The sequence below is a fragment of the Streptomyces sp. NPDC110618 genome (assembly GCF_055657065.1).
Map to the genome: position 1 here is coordinate 313,636 of NZ_JBVKBN010000002.1, position 15,817 is coordinate 329,452.

At 71.2% G+C, this 15,817-nt stretch carries 10 protein-coding genes; 7 read left to right on the forward strand and 3 right to left on the reverse strand.

Translation table 11 applies throughout. The features are described from left to right. Position 1 precedes the first annotated feature (1 nt). The 3 genes from ACZ7L7_RS04485 (at position 2) to ACZ7L7_RS04495 (ending at position 4,140) form a co-directional block, all read left to right on the forward strand. The gene (locus ACZ7L7_RS04485; protein WP_472074731.1) at positions 2 to 1,834 is read left to right on the forward strand and encodes a YfjP family GTPase; all 1,833 of its coding nucleotides are present in this window, start codon (positions 2 to 4) and stop codon (positions 1,832 to 1,834) included. Between the two features lie 182 nt (positions 1,835 to 2,016). Further along, positions 2,017 to 2,472: a single-stranded DNA-binding protein gene (locus ACZ7L7_RS04490; protein ID WP_261718427.1), complete on the forward strand. Its 456-nt coding sequence runs from the start codon at positions 2,017 to 2,019 to the stop codon at positions 2,470 to 2,472. Positions 2,473 to 2,733: 261 nt separating this feature from the next. Beyond that, a complete protein-coding gene (locus ACZ7L7_RS04495) occupies positions 2,734 to 4,140 on the forward strand; it encodes a Cys-Gln thioester bond-forming surface protein (protein WP_472074733.1) in 1,407 nt (468 codons plus the stop codon). A 33-nt stretch (positions 4,141 to 4,173) separates the two neighbouring features. Here ACZ7L7_RS04495 and ACZ7L7_RS04500 read toward each other — a convergent pair whose 3' ends face one another. Next, the gene (locus tag ACZ7L7_RS04500) at positions 4,174 to 5,196 is read right to left on the reverse strand and encodes a hypothetical protein (protein ID WP_471591456.1); all 1,023 of its coding nucleotides are present in this window, start codon (positions 5,194 to 5,196) and stop codon (positions 4,174 to 4,176) included. Positions 5,197 to 5,308: 112 nt separating this feature from the next. Next, positions 5,309 to 11,578 (reverse strand): DNRLRE domain-containing protein, encoded by a 6,270-nt coding sequence (locus tag ACZ7L7_RS04505; RefSeq protein ID WP_472075097.1) that lies wholly within the window; start codon positions 11,576 to 11,578, stop codon positions 5,309 to 5,311. A 274-nt stretch (positions 11,579 to 11,852) separates the two neighbouring features. Here ACZ7L7_RS04505 and ACZ7L7_RS04510 point away from each other — a divergent pair, with 274 nt between their 5' ends. Further along, the gene (locus tag ACZ7L7_RS04510) at positions 11,853 to 13,016 is read left to right on the forward strand and encodes a sensor histidine kinase (RefSeq protein ID WP_285511018.1); all 1,164 of its coding nucleotides are present in this window, start codon (positions 11,853 to 11,855) and stop codon (positions 13,014 to 13,016) included. Here ACZ7L7_RS04510 and ACZ7L7_RS04515 read toward each other — a convergent pair. Further along, positions 12,957 to 13,559, reverse strand: coding sequence for a response regulator transcription factor (locus ACZ7L7_RS04515; protein ID WP_285511017.1), 603 nt, complete (start codon positions 13,557 to 13,559; stop codon positions 12,957 to 12,959). The genes ACZ7L7_RS04510 and ACZ7L7_RS04515 overlap by 60 nt on opposite strands. A gap of 92 nt (positions 13,560 to 13,651) precedes the next feature. Here ACZ7L7_RS04515 and ACZ7L7_RS04520 point away from each other — a divergent pair, with 92 nt between their 5' ends. The 3 genes from ACZ7L7_RS04520 to ACZ7L7_RS04530 all read left to right on the forward strand — a co-directional run bounded on the left by ACZ7L7_RS04520 (position 13,652) and on the right by ACZ7L7_RS04530 (position 15,792). Then, positions 13,652 to 14,248, forward strand: a complete 597-nt coding sequence (locus ACZ7L7_RS04520; RefSeq protein WP_285511016.1) for a hypothetical protein — start codon at positions 13,652 to 13,654, stop codon at positions 14,246 to 14,248. Between the two features lie 204 nt (positions 14,249 to 14,452). Continuing rightward, entirely contained in the window at positions 14,453 to 15,412 is a 960-nt protein-coding gene (locus ACZ7L7_RS04525; protein ID WP_472074735.1) for a D-2-hydroxyacid dehydrogenase family protein, read from the forward strand. A 92-nt stretch (positions 15,413 to 15,504) separates the two neighbouring features. Further along, positions 15,505 to 15,792, forward strand: a complete 288-nt coding sequence (locus tag ACZ7L7_RS04530; RefSeq protein WP_285511014.1) for a chaplin — start codon at positions 15,505 to 15,507, stop codon at positions 15,790 to 15,792. The last annotated feature ends 25 nt before the right edge of the window (positions 15,793 to 15,817 follow it).

Consider the following 15,817-nt stretch of genomic DNA (forward strand, 5'->3'; position numbering starts at 1 on the left):
GGTGACCGCCGCCACTGATCAGGACCACGAACCGGGGTCCACGGAACCGGCCGAGGGCGAGGACGGCGTCCCGGAGGCGTCCGGCGCCGGTGCCGAGGAGGAGGCCGCGCAGACGGAAGATGGCCGTGAGGAGGACGACGGCGCCTGGGACGACGGGCTCATCGCGCGGCGCGTGAACGACACCGCCGACGAGCAGCAGCCCGTCTCCGCCGTCGAGAGCCGGGCCTCCGTACCGCAGACGCCGACGACCCTGGCGTTCGACGGCCCCCTGCGCTCCCGGCTCGACGCGCTGCGCGAGCTGGTGGGGCTGTCCCGTACCCGGCTCGACAGCCGCACCCTCGCCGAGGCCGGACGGGTGCTCGACGAGGCCGCCGCACGGCGCAGGCTCTCCGGGCAGCACACCGTGGTCGCCATCGCGGGCGCCACCGGCAGCGGCAAGTCGCAGCTGTTCAACGCGCTGGCCGGGCTGACCATCTCCGAGACGGGCGTACGGCGCCCGACCACCTCCGCGCCGATCGCGTGCAGTTGGAGCGACGGCGCCGCCCCGCTCATCGACCGGCTGGGCATTCCGCCCCGGCTGCGCCGCCGCCCCGCCCAGCACGCCGACCCGGACGGACAGCTGCGCGGACTGGTCCTGGTCGACCTCCCCGACCACGACTCCGCGGCCGTGCAGCACCGCGAGCAGGTGGACCGGGTACTGGCCCTGGTGGACGCGGTCGTCTGGGTCGTGGACCCGGAGAAGTACGCGGACGCCGTGCTGCACGAGCGGTACCTGCGGCCCATGGCGGGGCACGCGGAGATCATGTTCGTCGTCCTCAACCAGGTCGACCGGCTCCCCGGGGAGGCCGCCGAGCAGGTCCTCGACGATCTGCGGCGGCTGCTCGACGAGGACGGCATCGCGCTCGGCGAGTACGGCGAACCCGGCGCGACCGTGCTCGCCCTGTCCGCGCTCACCGGTGACGGGGTCGGCGAACTGCGGGAGTCCCTGGGCCAGTTCGTCGCCGAGCGCGGGGCCGCGGCGCGCCGGATCTCCGCCGATGTGGACGCCGCCGGGTGGGAGCTGCGGCCCGTCTATGCCTCCTCCGGGCGCACCGGGCTCAGCGAGGCGGCCCGCGAGGAGTTCGCCGACCGGCTCGCGGACGCCGTCGGCGCCACCGCGGCCGGGGAGGCCGCCGAGCGCGCCTGGCTGCGCAACGCCAACCGTGCCTGCGGCACGCCCTGGCTGCGGCTGTGGCGGTGGTACCAGGACCGGCTCGAACCGCCCACGGGACGGCTCCCGTTGCGCGCCCAGGCGGACGAGGAGGCCACCGCCCGGCAGCGGGTGGAGCAGGCGGTGCGTACGGTCGCCGAGCGGGCCTGTGCCGGGCTGCCGGCGCCGTGGGCGCAGGCGGTGCGGGAGGCGGCCGTACGGGGCTCGCAGGGGCTGCCCGAGGCGCTGGACGAGCTGGCGGCGCGGGCGGGGCTGCCGCCGGGGCGTCCGCCGCGGCCGGGGTGGTGGCCGGCGGCGGTACTGGTGCAGGCCTCGATGACGCTGCTTCAAGTCGTCGGCGGCCTGTGGCTGGTGGCGCAGATCGTGGGGGTGATGTCGCCGAACCTGGGTGTGCCGGTGCTGTTGATGGTGGCCGGGATCGTGGGCGGGCCGCTCGTGGAGTGGGGGTGCCGGATGGCAGCGCGGGGGCCTGCGCGGCGGTACGGGATGGACGCGGAACGGCGGTTGCGGGAGGCGGCGGCCGGGTGCGGGCGGGCGCGGGTGCTGGATCCGGTGGCGGCGGAGCTGCTGCGGTACCGGGAGGTGCGGGAGCAGTACGGGAAGGTCATGGGGGTGGGGGCCTGACCTGGGGTCCTGGTTCTACGCGGGGGCGGAACCCCTCGTTCGGGTGGCGGGGTTGTCCACAGCCCCGGCACCGGTCCACAGGGCGCGGCGGGCTCGTTCCGACGGCGGCAGTCTGGCTCTCGAAGCAGACGCAGCAGCCGTACGGGACGGGCCCGTCCGGCGTTCTGACGGGAGGCGGCACGATGAACGAGACGACCATTTCCGTGGTGGGAAATGTGGCGACGCAGCCGGTGTACCGGGAGGCGGCGACGGGGCCGTCGGCACGGTTCCGGCTGGCGGTGACCGCGCGCTATCTGGACCGGGAGAAGAACGAGTGGACCGACGGCCACACCAACTTCTTCACGGTGTGGGCCAATCGGCAGCTCGCGACGAACGCGGCGGCGTCGCTGACGGTGGGTGACCCGGTGCTGGTGCAGGGCAGGCTGAAGGTCCGCTCGGAGGTGCGCGAGCAGCAGACCTGGACCTCGGCCGACATCGAGGCGGTGGCGATCGGGCACGACCTCGCGCGCGGTACGTCCGTCTTCCGCCGCCCGGGCCGGCCGGAACCGGCGGTGAGCGGACTGCCGAGGCGGCCGGAGCCGGAGTGGGAGACACGGGAGCCGGCCGAACAGGCGCCGGAGCCGGTGGCGGTGACGTAACGTCACACATTGGCGCGCTTTTGCCCGAACTGCGGCTTATTGGCCGTCACACACCGCACATTGTGGGTGGATTTGTCGATAAGCCCAGTTCGCAAGCGTCTCCGCGATAACGATTCCGAGTCGGATCGCATATGTCCTGTGATCTCCGGGGAGCGCGGTGCGCCTGGTCCTTAGGATGCCGAACAAGGCTCTCGTGGCTTGTAGTTCTGCTGGTGGGACCGTTCCCCCCACACCAACGGGTCCTGCTAGGAGGGGAATTCTGTGCTTTCTTCTTTCTCCGCGTCGACCGGACGCGGCCGAGGGGCGGCCCGAATCGCCGCCGCGACGCTGGCATCCGGCCTGCTCGGTGCCGGTGCGGTGCTGGCCGGTTCCGGTACGGCCCGGGCGGACGGCGCGACACGGAGCGAGGGCGGGGCGCAGGCGACGATAGGCGGACTGAAGACGTACGGCGCCGCGGTCATTCACGACGAGGCTGGGGACCAGGAGGTCTCGGCGGGCCTGTTCGAGATGTCCGTCGAGGGCGGCGGCATGCTGCAGACGTACTGCGTCGACCTGTTCAACCCCACGCAGAAGGGCGCCAAGTACCACGAGACGGCGTGGAGCGGGACCTCGCTCGGGGCCAACGAGAACGCCGGCAAGATCCGCTGGATCCTGCAGAACTCCTACCCGCAGGTGAACGACCTGGCGGAGCTGGCCCGGAAGGCGGGCGTACGCGGAGGGCTCACCGAGGAGGACGCGGCGGCGGGCACACAGGTGGCCGTGTGGCGGTACTCCGACGGCGCGGACGTCGACGCGGTGGACCCGCAGGCGGAACAGCTCGCCGACTACCTGGAGAAGAGCGCGCGCAACCTGCCCGAGCCGGCGGCCTCCCTGACCCTCGCCCCGCCCGCGCTCTCCGGGCGCCCCGGTGAACTGCTCGGGCCGGTGACGGTGCGCACCGACGCCGACACGGTGACCGTGACGCCGCCGGCGGCGGTGAGCGGGGTGCGGATCGTCGACGAGAAGGGCACGCCGGTCACGTCCACGTCGGATGGCGGGCAGGTCTGGTTCGACGTACCGGAGAACGCGCCGGACGGCACCGCCGAGCTGACCGTGCAGGGCTCGACGACCGTGCCGGTCGGGCGTGCCTTCACCTCCGACACCCGCAGCCAGACGCAGATCCTGGCGGGCTCCAGCGAGTCCACCGTGTCCGCGAAGGCGAGCGCGACCTGGGCGAGGACGGGAGCGGCGCCGGCGCTGTCGGCGGAGGAGAACTGCGCCGAGGGCGGCGTGGACATCACGGCCGTCAACGAGGGCGACGAGAGCTTCACCTTCTCGCTCCTGGAGACGGAGTACACGGTCGACCCGGGTGAGACCCGGACGGTCACGATTCCGCTCCAGGAGGACCAGGTCTACGACTTCACCATCGAAGGCCCCGGCTTCTCCAAGCGGTTCACCGGCATCCTCGACTGTCTGACCCAGGCGGCCGAGGCCGACAACACCACCACCCAGACCCTCTCGGAACCCAGCCCGGCCACGGTCGGCGGCACCTCCCGCGACACCAACCTCGCCGCGACGGGCAGCTCCAACGCCACCCCGGTCATCGCCGGCACGGCCATCGGCCTGGTCGTGATCGGCGGGGCGCTGCTGATCTTCCGGCAGCAGAACGGGGGGACGGGGCAGGACTGACGGGCTTCCCGTACCGGCCGCCGCCGCAGCGGGTCAGGGCAGGAAGGCCCACACGCAGGCGGCGAGGAACGGAAGCAGCAGCACGTCGTACCACCCGGCCCGCACCCGCCGGGTGACGCCGGGGTCCACGCCCTGCTCCGTCTCGTGCGCGCGCAGGACGGCATGTCTCAGCTCACGGCGTGCCTCGTTGGCCCGCCTGCCGTCGAACACCGACCGCGTGAGCGCCCAGGGACTGACCTGTCCCACTCCGGCGACGTCGAAGGCCCCGCCCTTCTCCGCCCTGCCCAGCAACCGGACTTCCGACAGCGGCGCGGAGTACACGACGAAGGGATTGCAGACGGTGACCCGCCCCGCTCCCCACTCCACGTACGGCGTCAGCCCCGTACGAACGAGGACCCACACCACGGCACAGGGCACGGCGAGCGCGAGAACCACGTCCCAGGCACCGCTCGGCGCACCCGAGTCGAGGAAGAGGAAGTAGACGGCAGTCACCAGCATGGCGAGGGTCAGAGCCATGGAGGCGACGTATACGGCTCGATTCCTGTAGTGGATCACGTGTCCTTGTCCTTTAGTTGCCCGCCAGAACGTCAACGACGTTCCAGACGGTGAAAGCGAGCGGCGGCAGGAGCAGAAGATCAATCGCCCCCAGCGGATCCAGCGGCGCGCGGACGGCCCCGGCTGCTCGGTCGGCGCCACCACGGCCCCGCCGATGAGTTCCCGCAGTTCCTTCCTGGCCGAACGGGCCCGCCGACCGTCGAACACGGACTTGGACAGGACCCACGGGTGCACGGCGCCGATGCCCTCGACCCGCAGACCGACCGCCCCGCCCCGCGCGACGAACTGGACGTCGCTGAGCCGCGCCCGGTACGAGTACAGCGGGTTGTGGACACTGAGGAACCCCTCACCGGTGCTGATCGACGGCTGCACCCCGATCCTGACGAAGATCCACGCGAACAGCGAAGCCATGGACAGCAACGCCGCCGCGTTCACCAGCCCGTCCCCCTCGGCCTCCATGGTGAGCAGGGCGTAGACCACGGCGACGGGCTGAGTGACCACGCCGACCCATGCCGCCCCGAAGACGACTCGATTTCTGTACCGCACCCTTGTTCTCCATATGTTCCGGGGTGCCGCGTCCTGGACGCGGCACCCCGGCATCGGCGACAGTCGCCTAGCAGTACTTCATCTTCCAGCTCATGCCGCAGGTGAGTGTGCCCGTCCAGGCATTGCCCGCATAGTTGACGGCCGTGCGGCGGTAGGAGACCCGCTTACGGTGCCGGGCCCCGCTGTGGCGGCCTCCTCGGCTGAAGCCTCGGCTGGACTTCCACCACGAGCCCGCCGCGAAGCGACCGGCGCCGACGCCCACCGCGGTCCAGGCCGCGGACTTGGCCTGGGACCTCCAGTAGCTGCGGGTCCGCCACCTGCCGCCTCGGCCGTCAGCCACGGCCGTCGCCGCGAACACCGCCACACTCGCGACCGCACACGTGCCCGCCGAAGCGACGATGCACGCGGCGGTCGCGCCGTATCCGGCGTAGGTACGCCAGTTCCTGCGGACGTGTCGGACGGCCCGGCGGGCGGCCCGCTTGACCTTCTTCCAGCTCCACCACTTGCCGTCGAGGTCGTAGCGGTTCAGCGGGTCCGCGTAGACGTAGTCGTAGGCGTTGGCGCTGCCGCCGTGGACCGGGTCCATGGACAGGAAGCGGCCGGTGGCGGGGTTGTAGAGCCGTACGCCCATCAGCGTCAGACCGGTGAGCGTGTCACTGGACCGCTGCTTGGCGCCGAGCCAGCCGTACCGGGCCGCCGTCCCGCTCACCCGCTGGTTGCCGTACTCGTCCGTGTCGAGCGCGACGGGAGCCTTGGCGGTGTCCAGCGGGAGCTGGAGGGCCACGTCGCCGTGGATGTTGGACAGGTGCAGCACCGTGTCGCCGGTCTTCGTGGTGGTCGCGGCGAGATCACCGGACGCGGAGTCCACGTTGCGGGTGAGCGCGCCGGTGGCGGTGTTCTCCACGATCCAGCGCGGGTTGTCGCCGTCGCTGTCGTAGTGGTTCAGCTTGGACGCGGTCTGCGTCCAGTTGCTGCCGCTGCCGGTCTCGACCGTCCAGGAGCGGAAGCGCAGGGCGGAGTCCAGCTGCCAGGTCTGGCGCTTGCCGCCGGCGGTCTGCTGGTACGCCAGGTCGTTGGCGTAGTAGCCGACCGTGCCCTGCCCCGGAACCGCGGTGGTGCGGCCGAAGGCGTCGTAGGTGTAGCCGGAGTCGACGATCCGGTCGGCGCTGTCGTAGGTGTGGTTGGTGGTGGTGCCTCCCCCGGTCGGGCAGTCGGCACCCGGAGTGCCGGCCGCGGTGGTCAGGGACTTGCGGTTGGTGCGCGCGTCGAAGGTGTACGAACGGCGGGTGCACACCGTCTCGGAGGTGTCCTCGACGGTGGTCAGGCGCCCGATCGCGTCGTAGCGGTACGTCTGGTCCGACCAGCCCGCGTGGCTCGCGACCTGCCCGTGGACGGACTCGGTCACGGTGTCGGAGTAGACGATCGTGCCGTCGCTGTCGCGCCGGTAGGTGCGCTCGACGGCGGACCCGGTGGTGTCCTCGGTGAGGGTGAGGGTGTAGCCGCCGGGCAGCTTCTCGGTGGCGACCGAGCCGTCCGCGTCGTAGGTGGCCCTGAAGGTACCGGCCACCGAGTCGGTGGTACTGGTCGCCAGACCGCGCGGTTCGGCCGTGTGGTCGTAGGTGTAGGTGACGGTCGACGGGACGGTGTCCGTGACCTTGACCGGGCGGTTCAGCAGGTCGTACTCGGTCGTGGTGGTTCCGCCGTCGGCGTCGGTGTAGGAGACCTGCCGACCGAGCTTGTCGAACACCTTGGTGATGGTGCCGCCGGTGGGCGAGGTGGTCCTCACCGCCTGGCCGTTGGCCGGGTCGTACTCGGTGGTCGACGCGGGGACCGCGGGGCCGACGCCGCCGGTGACGGCGACCTTGGTCTGCCGGCCCGCGTCGTCGTACGAGGTGGTGGTGGTCCGGGTCACGCCGTTGGCGGTCTCGGTGACCTTGTTCGGGTTGCCCCACCAGTCGTACTCGGTGACGGTCGTGGGCAGCCCGGTCGGGTTGGAGCCGCCGCCGGTGATCGCGCCGCCCGCCGTGACCGAGCAGACCAGGTCGGCCCACTCGGGACGCCCGGCGCACGGGCCGGAGCCCGTCGCGGACCAGTAGGTCGTCACGCGCGTGCCCGCGTCGGAGCCGTTGGCGCCGGGCAGGAGCTGCTTGACGATGCGGCCCTGCGCGTCGTACTCGGTCTTGGTCGTGATGGCCAGACCGCCGGGGTCCTGAATGGTCTGCGCAGGCTGGCCCTTGGCCCAGTCGTAGACCGTCTGGGTCACTCGGGTCTCGCCGTGGACGGAGGGGTGCTCACGCACCTGGGCACCGACCGTGCTCCTGGTGATCTGGTCCTTGACCTTGGCGGTGCCGTCGGTCGGCCGGCCGGCGTCGTACTGGTTGACCTTCCAGCTGCGGGCGGTGACCGAAGTGCCGGAGGGCACGAGGGTGGTGGAGCCCTGCTTCAGGTCGGCGGTCAGGTCGATGCGGTGCAGCGGCCCGAACTCCTCCAGCTCACGGGTGCCGGTGTCGTTGTAGACGGAGCGTGTGGCCAGCAGGTCGGCCCGCTCGGCGGCGGTGAGCCGGGTGATGCCGAGGTCGGCCTGGGTGTCCTTGTCGGCGTCGGTCAGACCGAGGGCGACGGCGCGGTTGGCGGCGGTCAGCTCACGGACCGTGTTGCCGAACCGGTCGTACTCGGTGGTGGTGATGTGCCCGCCGGGGGTGGCGGAGTTGACCTCGCGGCCGGACACCCCGAGGTAGTGCACCTGGGCCCGCCTGTAGTCGGCCGCCGACAGCGCGTCGCCGGAGTGGGACGCCGGGACCGCGTCGGCCGGAAGGACGGCGGTGGCGTCGGTCGGGGCGTCGAGCTGGCCCCAGGCCCGCACATCGGCGGCGCCCATCTTGTACGGGGCGCTGGTGCCGGTCAGCGGGACGTCGTAGACGACGCCGGTGGCGGCCGTGCCCTCCTGGACGTCGGTGGTGCCCCGCTTCAGTCCGGGCCGGGACGCCCCGAGCAGCATCCCGTCGCCGGCGGTGGCGGCGCCTCCCGCCTTGCCGTAGGTGAAGGTCCAGGGCAGTTCACCGGCCGGGGTGAACTTCGTGACCCGGCCCGCGCCGTCGTAGGCGTACTCGGTCTTCAGGGCGGGGCTGATCTGCGGGTTCCAGACCTGGCGCAGCCGGCCGTCGTTGTCGTACCGGTACACCTGCACGGTCTTCGAGGTGGCCGCGGACGCGCCGGGCTCGGTGGCCCACAGGCGGACCTCCTTCACCTGGCCGCTGACATCACCGAAGGCGTCCGCGGTGGCCGTGGTGGAGGTCGCGTACCCGAACTCCAGCACCCGGCAGCCCTTCGTGGCGGGGTCCGAGGTGCAGGCGGCGGCGGTCGCGGCCGACGTGGGCGCGATGATCCGCTTGGGGCGGGCCAGCTTCTTGCCGTCCACCGTCACCGTCTCGGAGACCACGGTGGTCGTGGTGTTCGACAGCCCGTCCAGCAGGGTGCTGGAGACCTGCCAGGTGGGGGCGGCCGCGTCGGGCTTGGTGAACTCGGTGACCGTGCCCTCGGTGTCGGAGAGCGTGAAGCTGCCGCTCACGCTGCCCTTGAGGGTCAGGTCCTCCGAGCCCGGCTCGGGCACCCACGCCGTCTTGGCCGCGTTCGCCGTGAAGTGGGTCTCCTCGCCCTCGGCGTCGACGACGGCGACAGCGGTGTCGGAGATCCTGCGGATGTGGCTGAAGTCCGAGTCCGTCATCTCGGCGGCGGTGCCGGCGACCCACTCCTTGCCGAAGATCGGCGCCTGGCCCTCCTGCTTGGCGCCCTTGTCCGGGACGCGCGAGGACGCGGTGCGGGAGACGGACAGGTCGAACGCGGAGGCGTCGGTGGCCGACAGCGTGTAGTCACCGGTCAGCAGGTTCACGCTGCCCGGCCCGACCTCGTCGCTCGCCGCGCCTTCGGCGTTGCGGTCGACGACCGCGGTCAGCGGCTCGGTGCTGCCGGAGGCGCCGCCGGGGCCGGTGAAGTCGGCCTTGATCTGCACGGTGCCGTCGGGGTCGACGGTCTTGGCGGCGTTCCACACCAGGGGGCTGTTCTTGCCGTTGGTGAGGGGGACCGGCCAGGCACCGACCGGGTCGCCGCCCAAGGTGACGTCCCCGGCCGGGATCCTGGCCCAGTCGTCGGCCTCGGAGCGGCGCCAGGAGAAGGAGACCTTGTCGTACTTGCCGGGGTCGGCCTCGGCGACCAGCGGCAGTCGGCGTGCGGTGCGCTCCCCGTCGGAGGGCTGTACGAAGCCGCCGGGTCCGGCGTGGAAGGTGTACTCGATGGCCTCGGACTTGTTGTCCGCCTTGTCCACGGCCCGCACCTGAAGGGTGTGCGTGCCGTCCTTCGGCGGGGCGACGGAGATGGCCTTGTCGGCGGTGGAGCCGCCGGTGGTGACCTTGGTCCAGGTCACGCCGTCCAGGGACCACTCCAGCCAGTTGTGGTCGGAGCCGGGCGGGGTGACGGTGAAGGTGCCGGCCTGGCCCGCACCCCTGACCCACTTGTCGGACGGGTAGTCCGTGGAGACGATCTTCGCCGGGGCGGACGGGGCCTTGGTGTCGACGGTGAAGGTCTTCCAGGCCGACCAGCCGTTGTTGTAGTGGGTCCCGTCGTACGGCGAGGTACGGAACTTGTACGTCTTGCCGTTGGCCAGCACCCCCGACGGCACGGTCACCGAGGCGACCTGCCCGGAGGGCACGTACTTCGAGACGAGGACGTCACCGACCTGCTTGTCGGTGGCGCTGTCGTAGATCTGGAAGGTGCCGTTGACCTTGTCACCGTCGGCGTCGACGAAGGTGTCCCGCAGCGTGGGCGTCGTGGTGTTGACCACGTAGGAGCCGCTGTAGGAGAAGTACGGCGGGCCGGCCTCCTGCTTGGTGCCGGTGCGCGGCCGGTAGTTGTACTTCACCACCAGCTTCGGCGGGTTGGAGGCCGCGTTGGCGGAGTTGACCCGCTTCCACTGGGCGACCACGGTCTCGCTGGAGGCGCGCAGGCCCATGTGTCCGCGGGCGGCCTTGGCGGAGGCCCACTCCTGCACCAGCGTGGTGACGTTGGCGTTGATCCAGCCGTCCGGCTGCGAGGTGCAGCCGGGGTTGCCCTTGGTCTCGGTGGAGGTGGCCTTCTTCGCCGTCCAGGCCGGCTGCGAGGTCCAGCGCGACGAGGTCGAGGCGGCGCCGGTCGACCACACCTCCCACGGGTAGGCCTTGCAGTCGGTGTTGCCCGAGTGGAAGTTCCACAGCGACAGCTTGGCGTCGAGGACCAGCGCGTCCTGGATGGGCGTGGTGTTCCAGGAGATGAAGGAGCGGGCCGTGCGCGGGGTGCCGTTGGAGTTCGTGGTGCCGGGGTTGCCGAGGTCCAGCTCGGTGTCGGCGGACCAGTCGACCGTCTCGCCCTGCTGCACGTAGGTGTCGAAGACGTTCGACAGCGACGAGGTGGACGGGTCGACGGTCACCGGGTACTGGGTGTCCGGGGCCGCCAGGAACTTCGCGTCCGGGGTGATGACCAGGTCGACGGAGGAACGATTCTTTACGACCTTCAGGCCGACCTTGGCCCGGTTGGTGTGCTCGCCCGACCGTTTGTCGACCGTCGCGTCCCACATGACCGGCGCCGGCATCACGGCCCGCTTCTTGCTCTTCTTGTCCGTGAAGAGCAGGCTGCCGTCCTTGAGCTGCTTGACCTTCAGACCCTTGGCCTTCAGCGGCAGCGTGTAGGAGTAGCCCTCCGTGTCGGGACGCTGCTTGATCTCGACGAACTGCTCGAAACCGGTACGCGTGGCCTCCACGACCACGTCCGCGCCGGGCACCGCGTTGACGTACTCGGCGCGCGTGCCGTCCAGCTTCGGCTTCGGCAGCCCACCCTTCCACTGGAGCGTGATCTGCCGGTCACCCTCGCCGAGGGTGACCAGATCGGTGGCCTTCGCCTCGCGCGCCGCCCGCAGGGACTTCGCCGGGGTTCCCGACTTGCCCGCGAGACGCAGCCCGCCCGGATGGGCCTTGGGCTCGACCCCGCCCGCGACCTCGCGGAGCTCGACATCGACGTCGGTCCACCGGCCGTCCTCCTGGAACCGGACCGGCCCCGCGGCCATCTCCGTGGTCAGACTGCCGTCCTTGTTCACCCAGGTCGTCGAGGTCTCGGTGCGTTCGCTCAGCGCCTCCACACGGTGACCGGACAGCCGGGCAGCGACTCGGGCCGAGGGGATGTCCTCGGCCTCGCGGACGCCGGGCTTCTTCGGCGCGGCGGCCTCCGGCTGCTGCCGCTGCCCGGAAAGGTTGCGCGCCACGGCCTCACCCGTGTCGCCGACCAGGAGCGCGGCCTCCGAGACAAGCAGCATGGCGGCGACCACAGCGATCTGCGACAGACCCCGTCTGTGGCGTTGGAGGACCGGTTCACAGCCCTCCCAGTCCCGCGGCGGGGGTACGTCGTGGTTCATCGAACAGGCATCCCTTGAAGAGTTCAGAACATACGGGCGCCCGATCCGATCACGCTCAAGATCATCAAAAAAGTGAGATCTTCATCGGTCTCCGAAGCAACCTGCCGCCTCTCTGAATGCTCATGTAGTGGGGGAAGTCTGCCCGCACACGGGACAGACCTGAGAAAGGAGAACAGTGTTTCGCCGGGCATACCTGACCACCGCGAACAAGGTCGCGTTCGCCACCGTCGCCCTCCTGGTCGTCGGCTCGCTCACGCTGGTGGCCGCGGATGTCCTGGCTCAACCCCTGAGCAGAAGAACGCTGATCACCGGGATCATCCTGCTGCTCCTTCTCCCGGCCGTGCTGCTGGGGCAGTACGCGCCACCGCCCTACCGTCTTCCCTACCGGTGGCGCTGGGTGCTGCTGGGCCTCCAGACACTGCTCACCTATCTGCCGGTCCTCGTCTTCGAGCACCGCTGGCTGAGCCTGCTGGGCTTCCTGGCCGGCGCCGTCCTGCTCACCGTGCCCCGCCCGGCCTCCGTGGTGATCGCGCTCGCCGTCGTCGCCAGCGGTCCCGCGCTGGTGCACAGCAGCCTGGTGGAGGCGAACCGCAGCAGCATGAGCGTGCTCGCGTCCACGCTGATCACGGGGAGCGCCGTGTACGCGGTGGTGCACCTCTCCCTCCTGGCCGCCCGCCTCCAGGCCTCGCAGGCCCAGGCCGCGCGCCTCGCCGAGTACCGCGAGCGCACCCGCATCGCCCGGAATCTGCACGACCTGATCGGCTCCTCACTGGTGTCCATAGCCGTGCAGAGCGAGAGCGCCCTGCGCCGCACCCCGCGCTCCACCCCCGCGTACGAGGCGCTGAGCGAGATCGCCTCGCTCGCCCGGCGGGCCCACGGCGAGGTGCGCAGCATCACCAGTGCGCGCGAGTCCTCCCAGCTCCACTCGGAACTCGCCCACGCCCAGCGCCTGCTGTCCAGCGCCGGCGTGGTCAGCCGCACCACTCTGCCGCCGCAGCTGACCCTCCCCGGAGCGGTGAGCGGCTGCCTGAGCGCCGTGCTGCGGGAGGCCGTCAGCAATGTCGTCCAGCACAGCCAGGCGACCCGGTGCGAGATCGAGGTGACGGCTTCGGACAGCACGATCCGGCTGTCCGTCGACAACGACGGCCTGCGCTCCGCGGTGCGGGAGACCCGGACGGGCAGTGGTCTGGAGAGCCTGAGGCTGCGCACCCTGGCCCTGAGCGGCGTCCTGCGTACGGAGGTCAGCGGTGGGCACTTCGTACTGACCGCCGAGCTTCCGCTAGATCCACCCGTGGCGCTCGGCGATACGGACCGCGTCCACGAGAGTGCGTGCGTGTAGCTTGCCCACCGCGGCGGACAGCCGGTTGCGCACCGTGCCCACACTGAAGAACAGTTCCGCCGCGATGGCCCTGGCGTCCGCCCCGCCCGCGGCCATCCGGAGCACCTCGGCCTCGGCCGGCGTCAGAGGACTCGGCGAGCCCAGTTCCTCGGCCAGCTCGGGCGGCTCGATCACCCGCCCTCCGGCGACCGCCGTCCGCACCGCCTCCGCCAGCACGCGGGGCGAGACGCTCTTCAGCAGATAGCCCGACGCGCCCGCGTCCAGGGCGCGACGGACATGGCCCGGCCTGTCCATGGCCGTGAGCATCACGGTGCGGCAGTCCGGCACCCGCCGCGGCAGCTCCCGTGCCAGCGCCAGCCCGTCCATGCCCGGCAGATCGATGTCGAGCAGTGCGACATCCGGCCGGAGGCGTTCGGCGAGCCGCAGAGCCTCCACCGCGTCGGTCGCCTGGCCCGCGACCTCGATGCCGAACTCGCCGTCGAGGAGGGCCACCAGTCCGGCCCTCACCACCTGCATGTCCTCCACAACGAGCACGCTGATCACGAATTGAACACTCCGGTCCGCTCACTCCGGGGGGCACACCCGGTCTCCGGGATTCGGGGCCCGGTCGTGTCCCCTCGCTACCCTCCCCCATCATGGGCCTCGACATAACCGTGATCATCGCCGATCCCTCCCTGTTCACCCCGTTTCCTCCGCAGGAGCGCCTCTCGCACCTCCGCGCCACCCTGCTCGCCGACGACACCGGCCTGTGGGGTATCGACGCGCCCTGCGTCGAGGAGGGGTGGGTGTGGCCCGAGGGGGCGAACAGCGACCGCTTCGCGCTGTACGAGTTTCCCGGCACCCTCGGCTCCTACAAACCGCACTTCTGGGCCGGGGAGCGGTGGGACGACGTACGGGAGCAGGTGGACCCTCCGCTGCGGGACGAACTGGACGCGTTGCTGGACGGGCTCCTCGGGCCGGAGGACCGCTGCACCGATGCGGACCTGTTCGGAAAGCCCGGCCCCGGCGTACTGCTCGCACGGTCACCGGAGCGCGTACGGGAACTGGCCGCGCTCTGGGAGCGCGTGCGTCCTCAACTCCACGGGGTGCGGGAGCCGTTCGGCCGGGCATCGTTCCCGGACACCGGCTGGATCACCACCTACGACGAGTTCGCGAGCCTGCTGACGGGCTGGGGGCACGTCCTGGCCGAAGGGGAACGGCGCGGGTGGTGCGTCGTGGGCCTGAGCGGATAGAACCCTCCGGGCGAGGCCCCCGTAGAGTCGGCACGTCCTGGCCGAAGGGGAACGGCGCGGGTGGTGCGTCGTGGGCCTGAGCGGATAGAACCCTCCGGGCGAGGCCCCCGTAGAGTCGGCACGCCCCAGCCCCCAACCCTCAAACCCCCAGCCCTCAGCCCACAGCCCACAGCCCACAGCCCACAGCCCACGAAAGGATCCCCCGTGCCCCTCCGCTGCGCCGTGCTCGACGACTTTCAGCAGGTCGCGACCACGCTCGCCGACTGGTCGCCGATCGCCGAGGACGTCGAAGTGGTGTCCTTCGGAGTGCACTTCGACGGTGAGGACGCCCTCGCCGCCGCGCTCGCCGAGTTCGACATCGTCGTGACCCTGCGCGAGCGGGTGCCCTTTCCCGCCTCCCTGTTCGAGCGGCTCCCCCGGCTGCGGCTGCTCATCGCCTCCGGTATGCGCAACAGCGTCATCGACTACGCCGCCGCCGAGGCCCACGGGGTCACCGTCTGCGGTACGGCCAGCTCCTCCACCCCGCCGGTGGAACTGACCTGGGCGCTGCTGCTGGGCCTGGCCCGGGGCATCGTGGAGGAGAGCAACTCGCTGCGCTCCGGCGGGCCCTGGCAGTCCACCGTCGGGGCCGATCTGCACGGGCGCCGGCTGGGGCTGCTCGGGCTCGGGAAGATCGGCAGCCGGGTCGCCCAGGTCGGGCTCGCCTTCGGGATGCGGGTCAGTGCCTGGAGTCAGAACCTCAGCGAGGAACGGGCGGCCGAGGTGGGGGTGGAGCGGGCCGGTTCGAAGGAGGACCTGCTCGCGGGCAGCGACTTCGTCTCCATTCACCTCGCGCTCAGTGACCGGACCCGTGGGCTCGTCGGGGCCCGGGAGATCGAACTCCTCAAGCCGACCGCCTACCTCGTCAACACCTCCCGCTCCGCCATCGTCGACCAGGACGCCCTCCTCGACGCCCTGCACGCGGGGCGGATCGCCGGTGCCGGTGTCGACGTCTTCGACATCGAACCGCTGCCCGCCGATCATCCGATGCGGACCGCTCCGCGGCTCCTGGCCACTCCTCACCTCGGTTACGTCTCCCAGGACAACTACCGCACCTACTACGGCCAGGCCGTCGAGAACATCCGTGCCTACCTCGCGGGCTCCCCTGTACGGCAACTGCCGTAACACCCGTTACCGTGCGCGATCAGCGGCGTTGAACGGGAAGTGCGGCGGCGCCAACTGCCGCCGCCGAGCTCACCGAGTCAAAGGAGAACGTGATGTCTCGCATCGCGAAGGCAGCCGCTGTCGCCGTCGGTACCGGTGCCATGGTGGTCGGCGGGGCCGGTATGGCCCTGGCGGACGCGGGCGCAGACGGCCAGGCCGCCCACTCGCCCGGCGTTGCCTCGGGCAACGTCGTCCAGGTCCCGGTCAACATCCCGGTCAACCTGTGCGGCAACACCGTCGACGTGATCGCCCTGCTGAACCCGGCCTTCGGCAACACCTGCGTCAACAACGGCGACCACGACCGCGGTCACGGCCACGGCGGCAACGGCTACGGCGACTGAGACCGTTCCCCGTCTCCACCACGTC